The sequence below is a fragment of the Mycobacterium sp. IDR2000157661 genome, from assembly GCF_022317005.1.
Classification (GTDB): Bacteria; Actinomycetota; Actinomycetes; order Mycobacteriales; family Mycobacteriaceae; genus Mycobacterium.
In genome coordinates, this window is record NZ_CP081006.1 from 2985371 (window position 1) to 3006219 (window position 20849).

Consider the following 20849-nt stretch of genomic DNA (forward strand, 5'->3'; position numbering starts at 1 on the left):
TTCGGTGACGTCGGGCGTGGCGTGTCCCCTAACCGGCGGGCGGGATCAACCGCGTCGGAATGGCAGGCTCACCGTGGGACAACTTCAGGCCGTCCCAGGGCAGGCTGGTCAGTCCGGCCTGGACGCGCTGGCGGGCGGAATCGAGATCCTGACCGCCGACGGGTTCGCCCGCCCGAACCAACGGCACCATCAGCGGGCGCGCGGTCAGCCCGTCGTCTTCGACGGGGGGGCGGCCGTAGGGGTGGACGACCTCCTCCACGATCGTCCCGGTGTTTCTGGCCAGCCGCAGCGCCTGCTTGCGCCCCCCGTGCGACTCCTTGTGGCTGCTGCGCTTCTCCACCGGCATGCCGTCGACCTCGACCAGCTTGTAGACCATGCCCGCGGTCGGGGCACCGGATCCGGTGACCAGCGAGGTGCCCACGCCGTAGCTGTCAACGGGTTCGGCGCGCAGTGCGGCGATCGCGTATTCGTCGAGGTCGCCGGACACCACGATCCGGGTGTTCGAAGCGCCCAGGCCGTCGAGCTGCACGCGGACCTGCCGGGCGAGCACCCCCAGGTCACCCGAGTCGATGCGGACAGCGCCGAGCTCCGGTCCGGCCACCTCGACCGCGTTCGCCACGCCCGCGGTGATGTCGTAGGTGTCCACCAACAGGGTGGTGCCCACGCCGAGGGCGTCGACCTGGGAGCGGAACGCCGCCTTCTCCCACTCAGAGGTTCTCTGCCCGGGAGGCTCAGCACCGGGGCCCGCCGGGCCGGTCGCATGCAGCAGGGTGAAGGCGTGGGCGCTGGTGCCGAGGGCGGGCACGCCGTGGCGTCGTTGCGCCTCCAGATTCGAGGTCCCGGCGAAGCCCGCGATGAAGGCGGCACGCGCCGCGGCGACGGCGGCCTGTTCGTGGGTGCGGCGCGAGCCCATCTCGATCAGCGGACGGCCCTGTGCGGCGCAGGCCATGCGGGCGGCCGCCGACGCGATCGCGCTGTCGTGGTTGAAGATCGACAGCACCAGGGTCTCCAGCACGACGCATTCGGCGAAGCTGCCGTGCACCGAGACGATCGGCGACCCCGGGAAGTACAACTCGCCTTCGGGGTAACCCTCGATCTCGCCGCCGAACCGGTATCCGGACAGGTAGCTCAACGTTTGGTCGTCGAGGAACTCGGACAGCGAGGACAGCGTCGCGTCGTCGAAGCTGAACTGCGCCAACGCTTCCAGGAACCGCGCAGTACCGGCCACCACCCCGTAGCGGCGGCCGGCGGGCAGGCGCCGCACGAAGACCTCGAAGGTGGTGCGGCGGTGGGCGGTGCCGCCCTGCAGCGCAGCCGCGAGCATCGTCAACTCGTACTTGTCGGTGAGCAAGGCCGAGGATGCGGCATTCACACCGCAACCGTAGTAGCTCCAAGCCGCCGGTACGTGTTGGCTATCCTGAACACCATGGTGACGCCGGCGAAGACTCGACCGGGAACCCGCGAAGAGATCGACCAGCGGGAAGATGCGGCCACGGACACGCCCTGGGTGACCATCGTCTGGGACGACCCGGTGAACTTGATGACGTACGTGACCTATGTCCTCCAGAAACTCTTCGGCTACAGCGAACCGCACGCGACCAAGCTCATGCTCCAGGTGCACAACGAGGGCAAGGCCGTGGTGTCGGCGGGCAGTCGCGAGTCGATGGAGGTCGACGTGTCAAAGCTCCATGCCGCCGGTCTGTGGGCGACCATGCAGCAGGACCGCTGACGGTCACGTGCGTAAGTGGAAGCGGGTCGAAACCGCGGACGGCCCGCGTTTCCGGTCGGCCCTCGCCGCACACGAGGCGGCCCTGCTGCAGAGCCTGGCATCGTCCCTGGTGGGCATGCTCGACGAGCGCGAATCCCTCGCGCCAACAGATGAACTCGAACAGATCACCGGCATGCGCACCGGCAACTCGGCCCCACCCGACGACGACACGATGAAACGGCTGCTGCCCGACTTCTACCGTGCGCAGAACGACCATCCGGCGGGCTCCGGAACCACCGAAAGCCTCAACAGCGCGCTGCGGGGCCTGCACGAGCCTGCCATCATCGACGCCAAACGTGAAGCGGCGCAACGTCTTATGGCAACCCTGCCGCCGCAGGGCGGCAAGTTCGAGTTGACCGAGAGCGACGCGCACGCATGGGCGGCCGCGGTAAACGACATGCGGCTGGCGCTGGGCACCATGCTGGGTATCTCGCCCGGCGGGCCCGACGAGCTGCCGCCAGACCATCCGATGGCCGGACACCTCGACGTCTACCAGTGGTTGACCGTGCTTCAGGAATATCTGGTGCTGGGCCTGATCGGCAAGCCGAGGTGATGAGCGCTTGCGCGAGGAACGGACTTCCGTGACCGGGGCGATCACCGATGTGGGCGGGATTTCCGTCGGCCAGCACCACCGGCTCGACGCCGACGTCACGTTGGGGTCCGGCTGGGCGAGCGGGACCACGGTGGTGCTCACCCCGCCTGGCACGGTCGGCGCGGTGGACGGCAGGGGCGGGGCACCGGGAACCCGGGAGACCGATCTGCTGGACCCGATCAACTCGGTGCGCCATGTCGACGCCGTCGTGCTGACCGGGGGGAGCGCGTTCGGCCTCGCCGCCGCCGACGGGGTGATGCGCTGGCTGGAGGAACAGGGGCGCGGGGTCGCCCTGGAGGGCGGGGTGGTGCCGATCGTGCCCGCCGCGGTCGTCTACGACCTGCCGGTGGGTGGCTGGCAGTGCCGGCCGACGGCGGAGTTCGGCTACCGCGCGGCGCAGGACGCCTGCAGCGAGGTGGCGATCGGCAGCGTCGGCGCGGGCACGGGCGCGCGGGTGGGTGTGCTCAAGGGCGGGGTCGGTACTGCGTCGACGATGCTCGAGTGTGGGGCGACGGTCGGGGCGCTGGTCGTCGTCAATGCCGCAGGCGATGCCGTCGACCCCGCCACCGGACTGCCGTGGCTGGCCTACCAGATCGAGGAGCTCGGTCTGGTGCCCCCGCCGGCAGACCAGATCGCCGCCTACGCCGGCCGGCACCTCGAGTTCAGCCCGCTCAACACCACCATCGCGGTGGTCGCGACGGATGCCGCGCTGAGCCCGGCCGCGTGCCGCCGGGTCGCGGTCGCCGCCCACGACGGCCTGGCGCGCACCATCAGGCCGTGCCACACCCCGCTCGACGGCGATACGGTGTTCGCGTTGGCCACCGGCGCGGTGGAGGTCGCGCCGGACCCGACGACACCGGCGTCGATGTCACCAGAAGTGCCGTTGATCACGCAGGTCGGCGCCGCCGCCGCCGACTGCCTGGCCCGCGCCGTGCTGGTCGGCGTGCTGGCGGCCGAGTCGGTAGCCGGAATACCGACCTACCGGAACATGTTGCCCGGAGCGTTCGCATGAACCCGGCCCACGGTGAGGAGGCGTGAGACAGTGCTGGTGATCCGAGCCGACCTGGTCGATGCCATGGTCGCGCATGCCCGCGCCGACCACCCCGATGAGGCGTGCGGGGTAATCGCGGGTCCTGAGGGCTCGGATCGTCCGGAGCGGTTCATCCAGATGGTCAACGCCGAGCGGTCGCCGACGTTCTACCGCTTCGATTCCATGGAGCACCTGCGGGTCCACCGGGCGATGGAAGCGGCCGACGAGGTACCCGTTGTCATCTATCACTCTCATACCGCCACCGAGGCCTATCCGAGCCGCACCGACATCTCGATTGCGCAGGAACCCGATGCTCACTACGTGCTGGTATCCACCCGCGATCCCGACGTACACGAGTTGCGCAGCTTCCGGATCGTCGACGGCGTCGTCACCGAGGAAGACGTCAAGATCGTCGAGCAGTACTAGAACCGAAGACTCGAAGGAGCCTGTTGCATGCCTGTCTCAGTGTCCATTCCGACCATTCTGCGCACCCACACCGGCGGCGAGAAGCGGGTAACGGCCGCCGGCGAGACGCTGGGCGCGGTCATCAGCGATCTGGAGGCCAACTACTCCGGCATCTCCGAGCGGCTGATGGACTCCAACAATCCGGGCAAGCTCAACCGCTTCGTGAACATCTACGTCAACGACGAGGACGTGCGGTTCTCCGGTGGGCTTGACACCGCGGTCGCCGACGGCGATTCGGTGACGATCCTCCCGGCCGTCGCGGGAGGGTCCGTGGACGGCGTATGACCCGTTACGACTCGCTGCTGCGTGCGCTCGGTGACACGCCGCTGGTCGGGCTTCCGCGCCTGTCGCCCCGCTGGGACGACGGCGGCGACGGGGACGGTGCCGGTGGCGCACCACACGTGCGGCTGTGGGCCAAGCTCGAGGACCGCAACCCCACCGGTTCCATCAAGGACCGTCCCGCGCTGCGGATGATCGAGGAGGCCGAAAAGCAGGGACTGCTGCAGCCCGGCGCGACGATTCTCGAGCCGACGAGCGGGAACACCGGGATCTCGCTGGCGATGGCAGCGCTGCTCAAGGGCTACCAGTTGATCTGCGTGATGCCCGAGAACACCTCGATCGAGCGACGGCAGCTGCTCGAACTATACGGCGCGCGCATCATCTACTCACCCGCCGAGGGCGGTTCCAACACCGCGGTCGCGCACGCGAAAGAGCTTGCGCTACAGAATCCCTCGTGGGTGATGCTCTACCAGTACGGCAACGAGGCCAACTCGCAGGCGCACTACGAGGGCACCGGTCCGGAGATCCTCGCCGACCTGCCGGAGATCACCCATTTCGTCGCGGGTCTGGGCACCACCGGCACCCTGATGGGCACCGGTCGCTTCCTGCGCGAGCACAAGCCGGACGTCCAGATCGTCGCCGCCGAGCCGCGCTACGGCGAGGGTGTCTACGCGCTGCGCAACCTGGACGAAGGGTTCATCCCCGAGCTGTACGACCCCGACGTGCTGACCACGCGGTACTCCGTGGGCTCCTATGACGCGATCAAACGCACTCGCGAGCTGATTCAGGTCGAGGGCATCTTCGCCGGTATCTCCACCGGTGCCATCCTGCACGCCGCACTCGGTGTGGCGGCAAAGGCCGTCAAGGCGGGCGAGCGGGCCGACATCGCGTTCGTCGTTTGCGACGCCGGGTGGAAGTATCTGTCGACCGGTGCGTACGCCGGTAGCCTGGATGACGCCGAGGACGCTTTGGAAGGCCAGCTATGGGCATGACCGGCCCGGGATATCCGGGCATGGCCGGCGCTCCGGCGCCGAAGAAGCGACCCGCCTGGGTCGTCGGCGGTGTGACCGTCGTCAGCTTCGTCGTGCTGCTGTGGGTCATCGAACTGTTCGACTCGCTGTCGAATCACCGACTCGACGACAACGGCATCCGGCCGCTGGAGACCGATGGGCTGTGGGGCATCGTCGTCGCGCCTCTGCTGCATTCGAACTGGGATCATCTGATCGCCAACACCGTCCCGGCGCTGATCCTGGGTTTCCTGATGACGCTGGCGGGCCTGGCGCGGTTCATCTTCGCCACCGCCATCGTGTGGATCGTCGGCGGTTTCGGCACCTGGTTGATCGGCAACGTCGGTGCGCACTGTCCATATGTCGGTGTGCGCTGCGAAACCAACCACATCGGCGCGTCCGGGCTGATCTTCGGCTGGCTCGCCTTCCTTATCGTCTTCGGTTTCTTCACCCGCAAGGCCTGGGAGATCGTCGTCGGCGTCGTCGTGCTGTTCGTCTACGGCAGCGTGCTGCTGGGCGTGCTTCCCGGGACACCCGGGGTGTCCTGGCAGGGTCATCTCGCCGGGGCCGTCGCAGGCGTCATCGCCGCGTATTTGCTGTCGGGTACGGAGCGCAAGGCGCGCGAACGCCGGAAAATCACCGCGTCGAACCCGTATCTGAAGCCGTGACAGAAATCGTCGGGGGCAGCACGCTCCCTGTCGGCATCTTCGATTCCGGGGTCGGCGGCCTCACGGTTGCGCGCGCGATCATCGATCAGTTGCCGGACGAGGACATCGTCTACGTCGGCGACACCGGCAACGGGCCGTATGGTCCGTTGACCATCCCCGAGATCCGCGGGCATGCACTGGCGATCGGTGACGATCTGGTCGAGCGCGGCGTCAAGGCGCTGGTGATCGCCTGCAACACCGCATCGTCTGCCTGCCTGCGCGACGCGCGCGAACGCTACGCGCCCGTGCCCGTCGTCGAGGTGATTCTGCCCGCGGTCCGCAGGGCGGTGGCCACGACCCGCTCGGGCAGGATCGGGGTCATCGGCACCGAGGCGACCATCGCGTCCGGCGCCTACCAGGATGCGTTCGCGGCGGCCCGCGACACCGAGGTGTTCGGCGTGGCGTGCCCGCGGTTCGTCGACTTCGTAGAGCGGGGGGTGACCAGCGGCAGGCAGGTCCTCGGTCTCGCCGAGGGCTACCTCGAGCCGCTGCAGCGTGCAGAGGTCGACACCCTGGTGCTGGGTTGCACGCACTACCCGATGCTGTCGGGTCTGATCCAGCTGGCGATGGGGGATCAGGTGACGCTGGTGTCGAGCGCGGAGGAGACGGCCAAGGACTTGCTGCGGGTTCTGACCGAACTCGATCTGCTGCATCCGCACGGGGGCCCGCCCGCCCGGCGGATGTTCGAGGCGACCGGTGATCCCGAGGCGTTCACCACACTCGCGGCGCGCTTCCTGGGTCCGTCGCTCGACGGGGTTCGCCCGGTTCAACGTCACGTCGACGCGCGGAGATGAATTCGGTCGCGCAAACGCGCGATGTTTTCGTCAAAGGGATAGCGGGCATGGCAAGCTAGTGAGCGTGCGAATCACCGTGCTCGGTTGCTCCGGCAGCGTTGTCGGGCCTGATTCGCCGGCGTCTGGTTACCTCGTCACCGCCCCCGAGACCCCTCCGCTGGTCCTCGACTTCGGCGGTGGAGTGCTCGGCGCGCTGCAACGGCATGCCGATCCCAACGACGTGCACGTGTTGCTGTCGCACCTGCACGCTGATCACTGCCTGGACCTGCCCGGACTCTTTGTGTGGCGGCGCTATCACCCGTCACCGGCGCAGGATCGCGGCGTGTTGTACGGTCCGGCCAACACGTGGGCCCGACTCGGCGCGGCGTCTTCGCCGGAAGGCGGAGAGATCGACGACTTCTCCGACGTCTTCGAGATCCGGCACTGGGTCGACAACGAGGCGGTCACCATCGGCACGCTCACCGTCACGCCGAAACTCGTCTGTCACCCGACCGAGTCGTACGGCCTGCGGATCGTCGATCGAGACGGTGCGACACTGGTCTACAGCGGGGACACCGGTTACTGCGACGCGTTGATCGACCTGGCGCGCGACGCGGACGTGTTCCTCTGCGAAGCGTCGTGGACACACTCGCCGGACCGGCCGCCGCGGCTGCACCTCTCGGGCGCCGAAGCCGGCCGTGCCGCCAAGCGGGCCGGTGTGAAAGAACTGCTGCTGACCCACATTCCGCCGTGGACGTCGCGCGAGGACGTCATCAGCGAAGCCAAGGCGGAGTTCGACGGCCCGGTGCACGCGGTGGTGTGCAACGAGGCGTTCGACGTCGCACGCGCCTGACGTGTCCGGGCCACCGGATAGGGTTGGGCCCGTGTCCAGACGAGAAGACGGCCGGCTCGACGATGAGCTGAGGCCGGTTCGCATCACCCGCGGGTTCACCACCCATCCGGCCGGTTCGGTGCTGGTCGAGTTCGGTGAGACCCGCGTGATGTGCACCGCGAGCGTCACCGAAGGGGTCCCGCGCTGGCGCAAGGGCTCGGGCAAGGGCTGGCTGACGGCGGAGTACGCGATGCTGCCGGCCGCCACCCATGACCGATCGGACCGCGAGTCGGTCAAGGGCCGGCTTGGTGGGCGCACCCAGGAGATCAGCCGGCTGATCGGTCGGTCGCTGCGCGCCTGCATCGACCTCGCGGCGCTGGGCGAGAACACCATCGCGATCGACTGCGACGTGTTGCAGGCCGACGGGGGTACGCGTACGGCCGCGGTCACCGGCGCCTATGTCGCGCTGACCGACGCGGTGACCTACCTGTCCGCTGCAGGCAAGCTGTCCGATCCGCGACCGCTGTCGTGCGCGATCGCCGCGGTGAGCGTCGGGGTGGTCGACGGCCGCATCCGCGTCGACCTGCCCTACAGCGAGGACTCCCGCGCCGAGGTCGACATGAACGTCGTAGCCACCGACACCGGCACGCTGGTGGAGATCCAGGGCACCGGTGAGGGCGCGACGTTCCCGCGCTCAACGCTGGACAAGATGCTCGACGCCGCGATGGGCGCCTGCGAGAAGATCTTCGAGATCCAACGCGATGCGCTGGAGCTGCCCTATCCTGGCGTGCTGCCAGAGCCGAAGGACCCGCCGAAGAAAGCCTTCGGCAGCTGACGAATCCGGCCATGGTGAGGTTGTTCGGTATTTCGCTGGTATTTCTGCTGTCCGGTTGTGGGCTGTTCTCCGGGCAAGCCGACTCACCCGACTTCGCCAATAGCTCTGCGATACAGCGCGCACTCGGCGCCTCGGGTCTCATGTGCCACAGCTACCAACCGGTGCGTGGTGAAGACCTCGAGCCGGGTATGGAGAGCGCTGTCGATGTCGGCGAATGCGAGATCGACGATGAGACTCCGAGGCTGGTCGTCTGGACGGACAACGACCAAAAGGACGATTGGGCGGACACGAGCCGGCAGATCGGTTGCGCGATGTCTGAGGGATCGGGCGACTCGGCCTTCGACTACGTAGCCGGTGAGCGTTGGTCCATTTCGGATGCGTCGCAGAAACTCGCCAACAAGATCGCGGACGCCATCGGGGGCGAAGTCGTCCACGTCGAATGCGAGCAGGGGTGACCGAGTTGCTGGTCGCCAGCCGCAACCGCAAGAAGCTGGCTGAGTTGCATCGCGTGCTCGACGCCGCCGGCGTGACGGGTCTGAGCCTGCTGTCGCTCGACGACGTGCCGCCGTTCGAGGAAGCACCGGAGACCGGTGCGACGTTCGAGGAGAATGCGTTGGCCAAGGCGCGCGACGCGTTTCACTCCACCGGGTTGGCGTCGGTGGCCGACGATTCCGGGCTTGCAGTCGACGCGCTGAACGGGATGCCCGGCGTGCTGTCGGCGCGGTGGTCGGGCGCGCACGGCGATGACGCCGCCAACACCGCCCTGCTGCTGGGACAGCTGCTTGATGTGCCGGATTCGCGGCGCGGCGCCGCCTTCGTGTCGGCCTGCGCATTGGTGCACGGGGCCGGCGAACTGGTGGTGCGTGCCGAATGGCCGGGAAGCATCGTCCGTGAGCCGCGCGGCGACGGCGGCTTCGGCTACGACCCGGTGTTCCTGCCGGAGGGCGCGACGCGCACCGCAGCGGAGCTGACGTCCGACGAGAAGGATGCGGCGTCGCATCGGGGCCGCGCGCTGGCGTTGCTGCTGCCCGCGCTGCGAGAGCTGGCCTGACGAACGTGAGCGGGGTGAACGGCCACAGGCCGTGCGAGATTTTGCATAGCCGATCTAATCGGTAGCATCCTCCCGGTGCGTGGTCGTGGTGAGCCGACGAAGACGCGGCATCCGGCAGTGCTGGTCGCCGTGCTCGCCGCCGCGGGCATCAGCGTCTCGCTGATGCAGACGTTGATCATCCCGCTGATCCCCGAGCTGCCGAACCTGCTGCGCACGAGCCCGGCCAACGCGTCGTGGACGATCACCGCCACACTGCTCACGGCCGCCGTGGCGACGCCGGTGTTCGGACGGCTCGGCGACATGTACGGACCCAAGCCGATCCTGATCGCCTCTGCCGCGCTGCTGACGTCCGGGTCGCTGCTGGCCGCAGTGACGAGCGAGCTGCTACCGCTCATCGTCGGCAGAGCGTTGCAGGGCTTCGGGTTGCCGATCATCCCGCTGGGCATCAGCGTGCTGCGCGCGGCCGTGCCAGCCGAGAAGGTCGGTGCCGCAATGGGTTTGATGAGCTCGTCGCTCGGTGTGGGCGGCGCCCTGGGACTTCCGCTGTCGGCGGTCATCGCGGAGAACTTCGACTGGCACATGCTGTTCTGGGTGTCGGCGGGCCTCGGCGCCGGCGGTGTGCTGGTCTTCTCGCTGCTGGTGCCGAGCATCCCTGCCCGCTCGGGCGACCGGCTGGATCCGATCGGCACGCTGGGCCTGGCTGTGGGTCTGGTGTCCCTGCTGCTGGCGATCTCCAAGGGCTCCGGGTGGGGCTGGACGAGTGGCGTGACGCTGGGACTGTTCGGCGGTTCGGTGGTGGTCTTCGCGCTGTTCGGGTGGTGGCAGTTGCGGGTGCCGTCGCCGACGGTCGACCTGCGCACCACGATGCGGCGGCCGGTGTTGACGACGAACGTCGCGTCGATCGCCGTCGGGTTCGCGCTGTTCGCGATGTCGCTGATCGCCCCGCAGATCCTTCAGCTACCCACCGAGACCGGCTACGGCCTCGGCCAGTCGATGCTGCACACGGGTCTGTGGATGGCACCGGGCGGGCTGGCGATGATGCTGGCGTCGCCCATCGCCGCGCGCGTGGCCGGTGTTCGCGGGCCGCGGTTCACCCTGATCGCCGGGTCGGCCATGGTGGCGGGCGGCTACCTCTCCGGGCTCTGGCTGATGAACAGTCCCTGGCAGCTGTGCGTGTTCAGCGTCCTGGTCAGTCTCGGCGTCGGCTTTGCGTTCTCGTCGCTGCCCGCGCTTGTCAACGCGGCCGTGCCGGTCTCGGAGACGGCGGCGGCCAACGGCATCAACGCGCTGGCGCGGTCGTTGGGCACCTCGATCTCGAGTGCGGTGATCGGTGCGGTGCTCGCGGCCATGACCGTCACGGTTGCGGGGGATAAGGTGCCGTCACTGGCGGGATTGCAGGCGGCGCTGATGGTCGCAGCGGGCGCCGCCGTGGTCGCCGCGCTGATCGCGTTCGCCATCCCGAAGCGAGAGGACCCGGTCACGGTGCCGGCAGCCGACCTGGCGCTGGTTAAAGACCGTAGCGGTCCTTAATCTCCCTGGTCTGCACCTGCTCGACGATGATGCCAACGAGCGGGATCGTGCCCGCTAGCAGCACACCGATCGTCTTGCCGATGGGCCAGCGCACCTTGACCGCGAGGTTGGCGGTGAACAGCAGGTAGACGAAGTACACCCAGCCGTGGACGACGGCGATCCAGTTCAGGTCCTCCACGCCGTAGACGTACTTCATCACCATCTCGTAGCACAGCGCGATCAGCCAGATGCCCGTCGTCCAAGCCAGCACGCGGTAGCCGAGCAGCGCCTTGCGGATCGATTCGGCGGAGGTAGTCTGCGGTTCGGTCATGGGGCCGGGTGTTCCTTGTCTTTCTTCGCGAGGTCTTTCTTCGCGAGGTCTTTCTTCGCGAGTTCGGCCAGGTAGGCGTTGTACTCGCGCAGGGCGGGATCGTCATCGTATTGGCTTGCCGGGCGCGGCTTCTCCGGCAGAAGACCGTCGGGTATCTCGGTCACGGTGTCTCGCTTGACCGGTTCGGGCGGGGCTTCCTCGTAGCGCACGAACTTGTAGTAGGCGTACACGACGAAGCCCGCGAACATCGGCCACTGCAGGGCATAGCCCAGGTTCTGGAAACTGCCGGAGGCCGATTCGAAGCGGGTCCACTGCCACCAGGCCAGCGCCAGGCAGCCGGCGGCGCCGATGATCGCCAGGACGATGAGCGCCGGCCTCCTACGCCGTGTAGTGGACACCGTCCAACGGTACCGCGCGCACACCTCCGTGCAGCCGTCCGACCTGCCCGCGGACGGCGACTGACACACCCGATGGTGCTCAAGCCAGGCGCCGGTACTGACAATTCCGGGTTCGGCGGGCGCGGTACGATCGCCTCACCGCGGGCGTGATGGAACTGGCAGACATGCGGGCTTTAGGTGCCCGTGTTCGAAAGAACGTGTGGGTTCGAGTCCCACCGCCCGCACTCAGTTCGATAGCAGAGTCCTACACCGGGGTCGTGATACATGGGCGAGGGTGACGGCCCCCATGCAGAAATCGTGGTCAGGCGCGCTGGGCGAAGTACTTCTGCCCCTCGCCGGGGATCCGGCCGAAGCCTGCCTTCAGCAGTGGCGCAAGGACTTTGACCGGCAGCGCAGTCGCCTTCTTCGGTTCGAGCGCCAGCACCCACGTGAAGCGGGTCCCCCCAGCATTGGGTTCGACGATGTAGTCCTCGGCGAACCGAGTGAACACCGGCAGCGTCGACTCGTAGACATAGAACGAGTGGCGGTGTCCCTCGTCCCAGCGGAAGTAGCGCTCGCGCATCGTCGCCCCGCCGGGCGCCACCACGTCGCGGGTCGTGCCGATGCCGAACGGGCGCGAGGACGTCCACGTCACCCTCCGGATCGACGGACCCCACGCCGCGATCGATTCATCGGAGGTCAGCGACTCCCACACCTGATCGGGGGTCGCGGCGTAGCGCTTCTCGTATCGGAAGACGTGCGGAGCCGACGAAAGGAAGTCGGCATCGGCGGGTTGGAGCGGATACCAGCGGGCCATAGCTGCTCATCATGGCAGCAGTCCGGCGCTACTGGTCCCTACTCTGCGCTCCGAAACAGACGAGGCTGGCGACGAAGCTGAACGTCGCGATCGTCCCGGACAGGGCAGCCAAGGGAGCGTCCGCCCCACCCCAGCTCGCCAGGCACACCGCGACGGCGATGATCGCGGTGAAGATCAGGAACAGTCCGGTGGTGGCAACTGCTTCGGCGTTCGAACTCTCGGCGGGGGCGAGGGCACGCTCGCGCATCAACGTCTCCTACGGGCTGACGGAACTCTGATGCGCTGTTACTGCCCGGTATTGACGGTGTTGAAACCAAACGATGCAGATTCGCCGGGTTCAGCCGACCTTCCTGACCGACGTGCTGTTGCGTTCGGCCAGCGATCGCAGCTGCCGCAGCGCGAACTGGCGGGCACGGCCGGTCTTCGGGATGAAGATGCCTGCCCAGAGGCCCTCGGCGCCGGGAGTCTGGCACGCCTCTTGGGCGCACACCCAGCGGCGCGGACAGACCCTGCAGAGTTCTTTGGCGCCTTCGTCGGCGGTGACGGCCCACCGGTCTGGGTCCTGCGTGCAGGCACCGAGGGGCGCCCCGTCGAGTGCGAGGGGAAGTGCCGGCGCGAGGGCACCGGCGGCCGTGACGGGTCCGCTGCGACTCGCGGCGGTGGGCCCACGGCCCGTGGTGCGCCCGTCGCCTGCCATTGCATCTCCTCCCGATATGCTTGAAGCGCTCACCGGCCTGGCCGACAATACACTTGTATCGGTTCTTAACGATACAGACGTTTACGGATACGGTGGAATCGTGCCTAGCTTCACCTGCGGCAATTGATGGCGGCTCAACCGCCCGAGCCGTCCGACGGCCGCACGCCCTCGAGCGTGGACCGGATTCGGGACGCGGCGCTGAAGTGCTTTGCGGATCGGGGCACGGCGGCGACGTCGTTGCGCACCGTCGCCGCCGAGGCGGGAGTGTCCCTTGGTCTCGTCCAGCATCACTTCGTGACCAAGGCGAATCTCATCAAGGCCGTTGACGACCATGTGCTCGAGGTGATGAGCACCACACTCGCCGAGCCGATCCCCGATCCGCCTGCGGACTCGATCGCCGACGTCGGGCGGCGGGTGACCTGGCTGATCTCCGAACAGCCCGACGTGTGCGCCTACGTCGGTCGGGCGCTCACCGACGGCAGCCCGGTCGGCAGCCAGGTGTTCGACTCGCTCGCGCACTTGGGGGAGGCCCGGTGGAAGACCAGGGAGCAGCAGGGCCTGACACGACCCGACTTGGACGCCACCTGGGGGATGCTCAACCCGCTGGTGCTCGCCCTGGGCACCTGGGTGCTGCGCGGTCACGTCGAACGCCATCTACCCGAAGCGTTGACCACGCCTGCACAGCTCGAGCGGTGGCAGAACTCCGTCGACTCCCTCCTTCGTCAAGGTCAGCTCCGTCCCGACTCGTGATCACCGGCGGAGGCATCACACAGGTGCGCCCCCGACCCGCTTGCGATAGGTCGTCGGCGTCTCACCGCTGAATTGGGTGAACGCCCGGGTGAACGAGCTGAGGCTGTCGAAGCCCACGGCCGACGACGTCTGACGCACCGACTGCCCCGGGGCCGCCAGCAGTGCCATCGCCCGCAGCATGCGTGCGTGCAATAGGTAGGTACGCCAGGACAGCCCGATCGAGTCCTGGAATAGACGCCGCAGTGTGCGTTCGGACACAGCCACCGCCCGGCTCACATCCGCGGCCGTGACGCAGTCGAGGTGTTTCTTGGTGTAGGCCATGGCCGCCGACACGATCGGGTGTTCGGAGGTCGGAAGGCTCAGCGGCGCTTCATGATCGAGCGCCTCGGACACCAGGTCGGCCAAGGTCCGGAAAAAGGCGTCGGATATCGCGTCGCCATCTGCTCGGTCGATCGGCCATCGCAGGGCGTAGATCATCATCTCGCGGATCAGCGGCGAGACCGCGAGGATGCGGGCGCGGTCGCCGGCTTCGGTGATGAGCTGCGGGTCGAACATCACCGCGACGGTCTTGACGTCCGGGTTCATCGTGGCCTGATGGTCGAGGCCGACGGGAATCCACGCCGCCTGCTGCGGCGGCAGCAGGTAGTGTGCCGACGCCGTCTCGACCTCCACCACCCCGCCGATCGCATATTCGATCTGATGGACTTCGTGGCTGTGCCATCCGGTGATCAGCCCGTCGCCCTCGTAGAGGTAGCTGCCGCCGAGGGCGCGCCCACCCCGGCGCAACTCGATGACGCGGTGAGCACCGCGCCGGTCGATGTTGGCCGATTGTGCAAAACGTCTGTCCGAAAGCGCAGAGCCGGTCACGACCCAAGACGGTACTACTTGAGTCATGGATGTAGCTGACCTCGTTCTCGTGAGCATCGACGACCACGTCGTCGAACCACCCGATATGTTCCTGCGCCACGTTCCGGCCAGGTACAAGGACGAGGCACCGATAGTGGTGACCGACGACAAGGGCGTCGACCAGTGGATGTATCAGGGCCGGCCGCAGGGCGTCAGCGGCCTCAACGCCGTGGTCTCCTGGCCGGCCGAGGAGTGGGGACGCGACCCGGCCGGCTTCGCTGAGATGCGGCCCGGCGTGTACGACGTGCACGAGCGAGTCCGCGACATGAACCGCAACGGCATCCTCGCCTCGATGTGCTTTCCGACCTTCACCGGGTTCTCTGCGCGGCACCTCAACATGCACCGCGAGGAGACGACGCTGGTGATGGTGTCGGCCTACAACGACTGGCACATCGACGAGTGGGCTGGGTCCTATCCGGACCGCTTCATCCCGATCGCGATCATGCCGACCTGGAACCCCGAAGCGATGTGCGCGGAGATCCGCCGGGTCGCCGCCAAGGGCTGCCGCGCGGTCACGATGCCCGAGTTGCCCCACCTCGAGGGACTGCCGAGCTACCACGACGAGGAGTACTGGGGTCCGGTGTTCCGCACCTTGAGCGAGGAGAACGTGGTGATGTGTCTGCACATCGGGACGGGCTTCGGCGCGATCAGCATGGCGCCCAACGCGCCGATCGACAACCTGATCATCCTCGCCACCCAGGTCTCGGCGATGTGCGCACAGGATCTGCTGTGGGGTCCGGCGATGCGCAACTACCCGGACCTGAAGTTCGCCTTTTCCGAGGGCGGCATCGGCTGGATCCCGTTCTATCTCGACCGCAGCGACCGGCACTACACCAACCAGAAATGGCTGCGCCGAGACTTCGGTGACAAGCTGCCCAGCGACGTGTTCCGCGAGCATTCGCTGGCCTGCTACGTCACCGACAAGACGTCGCTGAAGCTGCGCCACGAGATCGGCATCGACATCATCGCCTGGGAGTGCGACTATCCGCACTCGGACTGCTTCTGGCCCGACGCGCCCGAACAGGTTCTCGCCGAACTCAACGCGGCGGAGGCGTCGGACTCCGACATCAACAAGATCACGTGGGCGAACTCCTGCCGGTTCTTCAGCTGGGATCCGTTCGTGCGCACACCGCGAGCAGAGGCCACCGTGGGGGCGTTGCGCGCCAAGGCGACCGATGTCGACGTGTCGATCCGGCCACGCAAGGAATGGGCGAAGCTCTACGAGCAGAAGCAGCTCGCCGAAGCCTGAGCGCTGGGCTCGGGCGACGGCGAGTGAGCGCTACCGGGCGGCGAGCGCGGTGACGCGGACGGGGATGTTTCCCTGACGCGGGAGTCCGGTGATCCGGTCGTAGTCGACATCCGTCGGGACCAGTCGTCCGACATTCGTGCCCTGGCTGCGGAACTCGTCGTCGTCGCCCGGCATCCCGCCGAACGCGTGGTGCATCGCGGTGACGTCAGGCCGCAGGGTGTCATCGGCTTCGAGCACCGCACAGACGCTGTCGTGTGGCGAGGTGACCCGGACCGACTCGCCCGACTGCAGGCCGAGGCGGGTGATCGCGTCGGGGTGCATGTAGGCCGGGTTGTACGGCTTGCCGCGGTGCAAGGCCGCGAGCGTGGTGCCAGAGGAGTTCATGAAGTTCGGATGGCGCCGCGGGATCAATCGGAAGGGAAACTCGGGATCACTTCGCGCAGTGACGAAGTCGTCGTTTCGCACCTCCAGCAGTTCGGCCAGCATGTGAGCGTTGCCGACGTCGAGTTTGGCGGTGCAGTTCGGATCTCGTGGTTCGACCGTTGCTTCGACGTCGAAGATCTTGCCGTGGGGATGGCGGCGTACCTCGTCGAGCGGTATGCGCGACGTCGCGCACATCTGCTCGAAGAGTTCCTCGGTGCTGAGCTCGGTGTCACCGTTCATCTGGAGGACCACGGGCGGTGACTCCATGAACTTGCCGCCGCCACCACCGAAGAAGTTGACGAACCATAGTTCGAGGTCCATCCGTTTGGCCAGGCCGAGAAAGAAGCGCCACTCCTCGATGAGGTCGGAGCCCGCAGGTGGCTCCAGGAGCCGTGGCGCGTACTGCGCATAGGCGGCGGGGATCCCCGTGCCGCTGGTGTAGTACTTGATCAGCTCGCTGCCCATCGTCATCGCCGGCGTCTCCATCTGCATCATGGGCGCGATGACGTAGTCGGCCAGGCGGGAGGTCAGCGACATCTCGGTGTCGAGTGTGACCAGTAGATCGAGGTTCTCGAGCGCTCGTAGCGTCTTTCGTTGGTCGGGCCAGGCCGCCATGGGATTCCCGCCGATGCAGATCAGCGCGCGCACCTGCCCAGCGCCTTCGAGCAGAATCTCGTCGGCCAGTGCCGCTGTTGGCATTCCGCTGACGGTGTCGGTGAGGCCACGCACGCGCAGCTTCTCACCGTAACCCCAGCCCTCGTACGGCGGATGCGGCTGTGCCTTCGCGGTGAACGCCGGCATCAGCGTGTTCGGCCGCACCACGCGTTCCCCGGCGCGTTGCCAGCGGCCGCAGATTGTGGTCAGACAGAGACACAGGTATTCGAGCAGGCTTCCGTGTAGAGCGAAGTTCGCACCGGTGCCGGCGTTGACCATGCCGCGACGGTCGCCGTGCGTCGCGAAAACCCTTGCGGCCTCGAGCAGTTGCTCCTCAGGGACATCGGCGCGTTCGGCGGCGTAGGCGGGCGTGAACGGTTCCACCGCCCGCGCCAGATCGGTGAAGCCGTCGACGTTCTCCTCGATGAAGGCGATGTCGTTCAGCCCCTCACGGATGATCACATTGATCATCGCCGCCAGGATCGTGACGTCTTCGCCGGGCCGGGGTTGAAGATGAATGGCGGCACGCGCCGCGGTCTGGGACCGGCGCGGGTCGATCACGATGAGCTTCATGCCGCGCTCGACGGCGGCCTTCAGGCCCTTCGCCGGGTTCTGCCCGGGAATGCCGATCGCTTTGGACACCAGCGGGTTGGTGCCGATGAGCATCCAGCTGTCGGCCTCGTGGAAGTCGACGTCCCCACCGAGCCAGTGGCCGTGTGCCGCCAACGCGATCTGCTTGCCCGGTTGGTCGATGGTGTTCGCGGTGAAGAACATCGGGGACTCGATGGCCCGGATGAAGGCATTGCCCATCAAAGCCGACGCTGGATAGGGCAACCCGTTGGTGCCGAGGTATATCGCCACGGAGCGGGGTCCGTGGTTGGCGATCAGGTCTTGTAACTTCGCGGCGATCTCGTCCATCGCCTCCGGTGCGGCGATGGGGGAGTGGGAGCCGTCAGGTTGGCGCTTCTGGCTGTGCAGCAGGCGGTCTGGATTGTTGTGGATGTCCGGTAGCGCGCGTCCCTTCGCGCAGGTGTAGCCGGCGAACATCGGGTTGTCGGGATCGCCGGAGACCTTGGTCAGGCGGCCGTCGGTGACGGTGGCCAGCACTCCGCAATGTGCTGAGCAGATCCGACAGATACCCGGCAGTGTGATCGTCTGCGACATGACCGCGATGCTAAGCGACCGCCCAGCGTCACGGGCGCGAACGGCCGTCATGTCATCGTCGCAGGTCTCACCACATCAAGCCGCGAACCATCTCGGCGGGCGGGATGTCCTCGACGGCCACCAGCCCCGCAGGCGCGCGGCAGACCCAGTCGACCGCGTTGACCACCCGGGCGGCGGTGGACACGCAGCCGGCCTCGGTGACGTCGAGCACCGGATGCGACAACAGCGTGCTCACCTCGACGCGTGGCTCGCCCTCGATGATCACCTTGTGCACACCGGAGTGGCCGTCCGGCGGGTACTCCCAGTCGGGCGCGGCAGCCGGTGTGAGCCGAGTGGTGTGCTCGATGGTGATGACCGGTGCTCCGTCACGGACCCCTTCGGCGGCGAACCGCACCCCGGCCAGTCCGCCGGGTTCGACCGTCATCATCTTGCATTCGATTCGCTGGTCGGCGTACCAAGGCTCGTAGCGCTGGCTGACCTCGTCGAGTTCGAGGTCGAGGTGGTGCGCGAGGTTGCGCACCAATCCGCCGAACATCGCCGTGATCACCCCCGGCTGGAACGCCATTGCCGGCTCGTCCTCGGCCGTGGTGCCGAAGCCCATTGCCGTTCCGGTGTATTCGTAGTCGTCGTAGTTGCCGTAGTCGAAGACTTCCTGAACGGTGATCGATTCCGCGCGCGTCACCAGGCTCAATGCCGCCAGCACGGCGGTGTCACCCGAGTAGCCCGGGTCGATACCGTTGACGTAGAGCGAGGAATTCCCTGTGGCGCAGGCCTTCTCCAACGGGTCGCGCAACCACTCGTCGGTTTGGCGGGGCGTCACCAGCCACACCATCGAAGTGCCGACGACGTTCACCCCGGCTGCGAGGAACCTCGACATCTGATCGATGGCCTCCATCGGGCGGGTCTCGCCCAATGCCGTGTAGACCACGCAGTCCGGTTTCGATGCGATGAGCGCGTCGATGTCGTCGGTCGCGACGACCCCGGTGGGCTCGCGCAGTCCGCAGAGATCGGCGGCGTCCCTGCCGATCTTGTCGGGGTTGGCAGCGTGCACTCCGACCAGTTCCAAGTCCGGCCTGCCGATGATCGCGCGCAGCGAGTGTTGGCCGACGTTGCCGGTGGAGAATTGGACAACCCTGCGCATCTTCTGTCCTCGTTCAGTAGTCGGGTATCGGCAGCGGCGAGTTGTTGGAGTCGATACCGCCGTCGACGTGGAAGATCGCGTTGGTCGCGTAACACCCTTGAGTGGCGAGGTAGACGCACAGCCGACCCAGATCCTCGACGTCGCCGAGTCGGTGCAGCGGCGTCGACTCCATCATCTTCTCCAGCGATCCGGGCATCATGTCCAGACTGCCCTGAAGGCCATCGGTGGCGAAAGAACCCAGGGCTATCGCGTTGACCCGGATCTTCGGCGCCAATTCCTGCGCCATGGCGCGAGTAAGCGCCTCGAGTCCACCCTTGGCGGTGCAGTACGCGGTCAGCGCGCGAATGCCGAAGCGCGCTGAGCCCGAGGAGATGTTGACGATGGATCCGTGTCCCGCCTCGAGCATGTGCGGGGCGGCCAGTTGGCTCATGATGAACGCCGAGGTGACGCACCAGTCGAAGGTGAGCCGGAAGTCGTCGTCGGTGATGTCGAGGAAGCGTGCGTAGGTGGACCCCCCGACGTTGTTGACCAGGATGTCGATGCGGCCGAAGCGTTCCATCGTGGTGGCCACGACCCGCTCACCGTCGGGCCGGCTCATGGCGTCGGCGACCAGTGCGAGGCCTTTGCAGCCGGCCTGTTCGATGCCGGAGATGGTCCCGACGATATCGGCCTCGGTGCGGGCTGTCCCCACCACTGTTGCGCCCGCTTCCGCGAGAACTCGCGCAATGCCCTGTCCCACACCCTTTCCCGCACCGGTGACGATGGCCACCTGACCGTCGAGGTTGAACTGCTCGAGCGCCATACCGCCTCCTCGTTCGACTGACTGGAGTCAACCACACTTGTCGACGGCAATCCAGCTATCGTGGTCACATGGCAGTGGTGGACAAGCCGTCGGCGCGCGAGACCAAGCGCTTGCAGACGCGCGAGCGGTTGATGGGAGCGGCGATCGCCGAGTTCAAGCGGTCAGGCATCGCGGCGGCTGACGTCGGCGCCATCGTGACGGCGGCGGGCGTCGCCCACGGCACGTTCTTCTTCCACTTCCCGACAAAGGAACACGTGCTGCTGGAGCTTGAGCACCGCGAAGAGGAACGCATCGCCAAGCAGCTCGGTCGGTACAGCGATGCCGCGCATGATCTCGAATCCATTCTCAAGGAATCGGTTCGGCTGATCCTGGGCCTGGAGCGTCGACTCGGATCACTGTTGTTCAAGGACTTCCTCGCCTTGCACTTCTCGCAGACCCGGCCCGTTGACGAGAGCACGGAACACCCGGTGATCGTCCGGGTCGCGCTCGAGATCGAGGGTGCTCAGCAGCGCGGCGAGGTTGCCGCCGACGTCAATCCGATGAACAGTGCCGTGTTCTTTCTGCTGGGGCTCTACGCGTTGTTGACCACCACCCACAACTGGCCGACGCAGAGCACGATGATCGACGACTACGTCACGAGGACCTTGCGGGGCATCGAGACGCGATAGAGCTCTCGTTGACTTAGGTCAG

General features: G+C 67.1%; 25 protein-coding genes, 1 tRNA gene and 1 pseudogene. 17 read left to right on the top strand and 10 right to left on the bottom strand.

All coding sequences use genetic code 11. The features are described from left to right. Positions 1 to 28: 28 nt before the first annotated feature. A complete protein-coding gene (locus K3G64_RS15690) occupies positions 29 to 1324 on the bottom strand; it encodes a nicotinate phosphoribosyltransferase (RefSeq protein ID WP_238950712.1) in 1296 nt (431 codons plus the stop codon). A gap of 102 nt (positions 1325 to 1426) precedes the next feature. Between K3G64_RS15690 and clpS the strand changes: the two genes are divergently transcribed. From clpS to K3G64_RS15755, 13 genes are all read left to right on the top strand, one after another. Continuing rightward, a complete protein-coding gene (gene clpS, locus K3G64_RS15695; protein ID WP_238885574.1) occupies positions 1427 to 1729 on the top strand; it encodes an ATP-dependent Clp protease adapter ClpS in 303 nt (100 codons plus the stop codon). 7 nt (positions 1730 to 1736) lie between these two features. Next, a complete protein-coding gene (gene aosR, locus K3G64_RS15700; protein ID WP_238885576.1) occupies positions 1737 to 2321 on the top strand; it encodes an oxidative stress transcriptional regulator AosR in 585 nt (194 codons plus the stop codon). 28 nt (positions 2322 to 2349) lie between these two features. After that, positions 2350 to 3372 (top strand): P1 family peptidase, encoded by a 1023-nt coding sequence (locus K3G64_RS15705; protein ID WP_238885577.1) that lies wholly within the window; start codon positions 2350 to 2352, stop codon positions 3370 to 3372. Positions 3373 to 3435: 63 nt separating this feature from the next. Beyond that, positions 3436 to 3816 carry a Mov34/MPN/PAD-1 family protein gene (locus K3G64_RS15710; RefSeq protein WP_238950714.1) on the top strand — a complete coding sequence of 127 codons (381 nt, stop codon included), beginning with the start codon at positions 3436 to 3438 and terminating at the stop codon, positions 3814 to 3816. A gap of 27 nt (positions 3817 to 3843) precedes the next feature. Further along, on the top strand, positions 3844 to 4140 hold the full coding sequence (locus K3G64_RS15715; protein WP_238885578.1) for a MoaD/ThiS family protein: 297 nt from the start codon (positions 3844 to 3846) through the stop codon (positions 4138 to 4140). Then, positions 4137 to 5126: a cysteine synthase gene (locus K3G64_RS15720; RefSeq protein ID WP_238885580.1), complete on the top strand. Its 990-nt coding sequence runs from the start codon at positions 4137 to 4139 to the stop codon at positions 5124 to 5126. Before K3G64_RS15715 ends, K3G64_RS15720 begins: the two co-directional genes overlap by 4 nt. Then, complete coding sequence (locus K3G64_RS15725) at positions 5117 to 5809, top strand: rhomboid family intramembrane serine protease (RefSeq protein WP_238885581.1); 693 nt, start codon at positions 5117 to 5119, stop codon at positions 5807 to 5809. The genes K3G64_RS15720 and K3G64_RS15725 overlap by 10 nt, the downstream gene beginning before the upstream one ends. Before the next feature lie 5 nt (positions 5810 to 5814). Further along, the gene (gene murI, locus K3G64_RS15730) at positions 5815 to 6642 is read left to right on the top strand and encodes a glutamate racemase (RefSeq protein WP_238950715.1); all 828 of its coding nucleotides are present in this window, start codon (positions 5815 to 5817) and stop codon (positions 6640 to 6642) included. A gap of 58 nt (positions 6643 to 6700) precedes the next feature. After that, complete coding sequence (locus tag K3G64_RS15735; RefSeq protein WP_305071260.1) at positions 6701 to 7474, top strand: cyclic nucleotide-degrading phosphodiesterase; 774 nt, start codon at positions 6701 to 6703, stop codon at positions 7472 to 7474. A 31-nt stretch (positions 7475 to 7505) separates the two neighbouring features. Then, on the top strand, positions 7506 to 8288 hold the full coding sequence (rph, locus tag K3G64_RS15740) for a ribonuclease PH (protein WP_238885583.1): 783 nt from the start codon (positions 7506 to 7508) through the stop codon (positions 8286 to 8288). An 11-nt stretch (positions 8289 to 8299) separates the two neighbouring features. Beyond that, on the top strand, positions 8300 to 8743 hold the full coding sequence (locus K3G64_RS15745; protein WP_238885584.1) for a hypothetical protein: 444 nt from the start codon (positions 8300 to 8302) through the stop codon (positions 8741 to 8743). Beyond that, on the top strand, positions 8728 to 9339 hold the full coding sequence (rdgB, locus tag K3G64_RS15750; RefSeq protein ID WP_238885586.1) for an RdgB/HAM1 family non-canonical purine NTP pyrophosphatase: 612 nt from the start codon (positions 8728 to 8730) through the stop codon (positions 9337 to 9339). The genes K3G64_RS15745 and rdgB overlap by 16 nt, the downstream gene beginning before the upstream one ends. A 75-nt stretch (positions 9340 to 9414) precedes the next feature. After that, entirely contained in the window at positions 9415 to 10869 is a 1455-nt protein-coding gene (locus K3G64_RS15755; RefSeq protein WP_238885589.1) for an MFS transporter, read from the top strand. On the opposite strand, the gene K3G64_RS15760 is transcribed toward K3G64_RS15755, so the two are convergent. After that, positions 10847 to 11179 carry a DUF3817 domain-containing protein gene (locus tag K3G64_RS15760; protein WP_238885592.1) on the bottom strand — a complete coding sequence of 111 codons (333 nt, stop codon included), beginning with the start codon at positions 11177 to 11179 and terminating at the stop codon, positions 10847 to 10849. The two genes, K3G64_RS15755 and K3G64_RS15760, sit on opposite strands and share 23 nt — an antisense overlap. After that, positions 11176 to 11577: a hypothetical protein gene (locus K3G64_RS15765; protein ID WP_238885594.1), complete on the bottom strand. Its 402-nt coding sequence runs from the start codon at positions 11575 to 11577 to the stop codon at positions 11176 to 11178. Before K3G64_RS15765 ends, K3G64_RS15760 begins: the two co-directional genes overlap by 4 nt. 140 nt (positions 11578 to 11717) lie before the next feature. On the opposite strand from K3G64_RS15765, the gene K3G64_RS15770 reads away from it, so the two are divergent. Beyond that, positions 11718 to 11801 (top strand) — tRNA-Leu (locus K3G64_RS15770). A gap of 77 nt (positions 11802 to 11878) precedes the next feature. Here K3G64_RS15770 and K3G64_RS15775 read toward each other — a convergent pair. The 3 genes and pseudogenes from K3G64_RS15775 to K3G64_RS15785 form a co-directional block, all read right to left on the bottom strand. Further along, positions 11879 to 12373, bottom strand: a complete 495-nt coding sequence (locus K3G64_RS15775) for an SRPBCC family protein (RefSeq protein ID WP_238885596.1) — start codon at positions 12371 to 12373, stop codon at positions 11879 to 11881. A 28-nt stretch (positions 12374 to 12401) separates the two neighbouring features. Continuing rightward, complete coding sequence (locus tag K3G64_RS15780) at positions 12402 to 12620, bottom strand: hypothetical protein (protein ID WP_238885598.1); 219 nt, start codon at positions 12618 to 12620, stop codon at positions 12402 to 12404. Between the two features lie 90 nt (positions 12621 to 12710). Further along, positions 12711 to 12971 (bottom strand): annotated as a pseudogene (locus K3G64_RS15785) (WhiB family transcriptional regulator); the annotation flags it as partial. Between the two features lie 273 nt (positions 12972 to 13244). Between K3G64_RS15785 and K3G64_RS15790 the strand changes: the two are divergent. After that, a complete protein-coding gene (locus K3G64_RS15790) occupies positions 13245 to 13820 on the top strand; it encodes a TetR/AcrR family transcriptional regulator (RefSeq protein ID WP_370646955.1) in 576 nt (191 codons plus the stop codon). Between the two features lie 15 nt (positions 13821 to 13835). Here the strand turns inward: K3G64_RS15790 and K3G64_RS15795 are convergent, their stop codons facing one another. Then, on the bottom strand, positions 13836 to 14687 hold the full coding sequence (locus K3G64_RS15795) for an AraC family transcriptional regulator (protein WP_238885603.1): 852 nt from the start codon (positions 14685 to 14687) through the stop codon (positions 13836 to 13838). A gap of 25 nt (positions 14688 to 14712) precedes the next feature. Between K3G64_RS15795 and K3G64_RS15800 the strand changes: the two genes are divergently transcribed. After that, a complete protein-coding gene (locus K3G64_RS15800; RefSeq protein ID WP_238885605.1) occupies positions 14713 to 15975 on the top strand; it encodes an amidohydrolase family protein in 1263 nt (420 codons plus the stop codon). Positions 15976 to 16005: 30 nt separating this feature from the next. On the opposite strand, the gene K3G64_RS15805 is transcribed toward K3G64_RS15800, so the two are convergent. From K3G64_RS15805 to K3G64_RS15815, 3 genes are all read right to left on the bottom strand, one after another. Beyond that, complete coding sequence (locus tag K3G64_RS15805; RefSeq protein ID WP_238885607.1) at positions 16006 to 18216, bottom strand: molybdopterin-containing oxidoreductase family protein; 2211 nt, start codon at positions 18214 to 18216, stop codon at positions 16006 to 16008. A 67-nt stretch (positions 18217 to 18283) separates the two neighbouring features. After that, positions 18284 to 19357 carry an NAD(P)H-dependent amine dehydrogenase family protein gene (locus K3G64_RS15810; protein ID WP_238885608.1) on the bottom strand — a complete coding sequence of 358 codons (1074 nt, stop codon included), beginning with the start codon at positions 19355 to 19357 and terminating at the stop codon, positions 18284 to 18286. Between the two features lie 13 nt (positions 19358 to 19370). Next, entirely contained in the window at positions 19371 to 20159 is a 789-nt protein-coding gene (locus K3G64_RS15815) for an SDR family NAD(P)-dependent oxidoreductase (protein WP_238885609.1), read from the bottom strand. 68 nt (positions 20160 to 20227) lie between these two features. Here K3G64_RS15815 and K3G64_RS15820 point away from each other — a divergent pair, with 68 nt between their 5' ends. Continuing rightward, positions 20228 to 20827 carry a TetR/AcrR family transcriptional regulator gene (locus K3G64_RS15820; RefSeq protein ID WP_238885610.1) on the top strand — a complete coding sequence of 200 codons (600 nt, stop codon included), beginning with the start codon at positions 20228 to 20230 and terminating at the stop codon, positions 20825 to 20827. The last annotated feature ends 22 nt before the right edge of the window (positions 20828 to 20849 follow it).

Coding starts and splice junctions, on each gene's coding strand:
- K3G64_RS15725 (WP_238885581.1), top strand. CDS start 5,117: ATGGGCATGACCGGCCCGGGATATCCGGGCATGGCCGGCGCTCCGGCG.
- K3G64_RS15745 (WP_238885584.1), top strand. CDS start 8,300: ATGGTGAGGTTGTTCGGTATTTCGCTGGTATTTCTGCTGTCCGGTTGT.
- clpS (WP_238885574.1), top strand. CDS start 1,427: ATGGTGACGCCGGCGAAGACTCGACCGGGAACCCGCGAAGAGATCGAC.
- K3G64_RS15815 (WP_238885609.1), bottom strand. CDS start 20,159: ATGGCGCTCGAGCAGTTCAACCTCGACGGTCAGGTGGCCATCGTCACC.
- K3G64_RS15775 (WP_238885596.1), bottom strand. CDS start 12,373: ATGGCCCGCTGGTATCCGCTCCAACCCGCCGATGCCGACTTCCTTTCG.
- K3G64_RS15690 (WP_238950712.1), bottom strand. CDS start 1,324: ATGCTCGCGGCTGCGCTGCAGGGCGGCACCGCCCACCGCCGCACCACC.
- K3G64_RS15820 (WP_238885610.1), top strand. CDS start 20,228: ATGGCAGTGGTGGACAAGCCGTCGGCGCGCGAGACCAAGCGCTTGCAG.
- K3G64_RS15715 (WP_238885578.1), top strand. CDS start 3,844: ATGCCTGTCTCAGTGTCCATTCCGACCATTCTGCGCACCCACACCGGC.
- K3G64_RS15805 (WP_238885607.1), bottom strand. CDS start 18,216: ATGTCGCAGACGATCACACTGCCGGGTATCTGTCGGATCTGCTCAGCA.
- K3G64_RS15710 (WP_238950714.1), top strand. CDS start 3,436: ATGGTCGCGCATGCCCGCGCCGACCACCCCGATGAGGCGTGCGGGGTA.
- K3G64_RS15780 (WP_238885598.1), bottom strand. CDS start 12,620: ATGCGCGAGCGTGCCCTCGCCCCCGCCGAGAGTTCGAACGCCGAAGCA.
- K3G64_RS15760 (WP_238885592.1), bottom strand. CDS start 11,179: ATGACCGAACCGCAGACTACCTCCGCCGAATCGATCCGCAAGGCGCTG.
- rdgB (WP_238885586.1), top strand. CDS start 8,728: ATGCGAGCAGGGGTGACCGAGTTGCTGGTCGCCAGCCGCAACCGCAAG.
- K3G64_RS15800 (WP_238885605.1), top strand. CDS start 14,713: ATGGATGTAGCTGACCTCGTTCTCGTGAGCATCGACGACCACGTCGTC.
- K3G64_RS15810 (WP_238885608.1), bottom strand. CDS start 19,357: ATGCGCAGGGTTGTCCAATTCTCCACCGGCAACGTCGGCCAACACTCG.
- K3G64_RS15720 (WP_238885580.1), top strand. CDS start 4,137: ATGACCCGTTACGACTCGCTGCTGCGTGCGCTCGGTGACACGCCGCTG.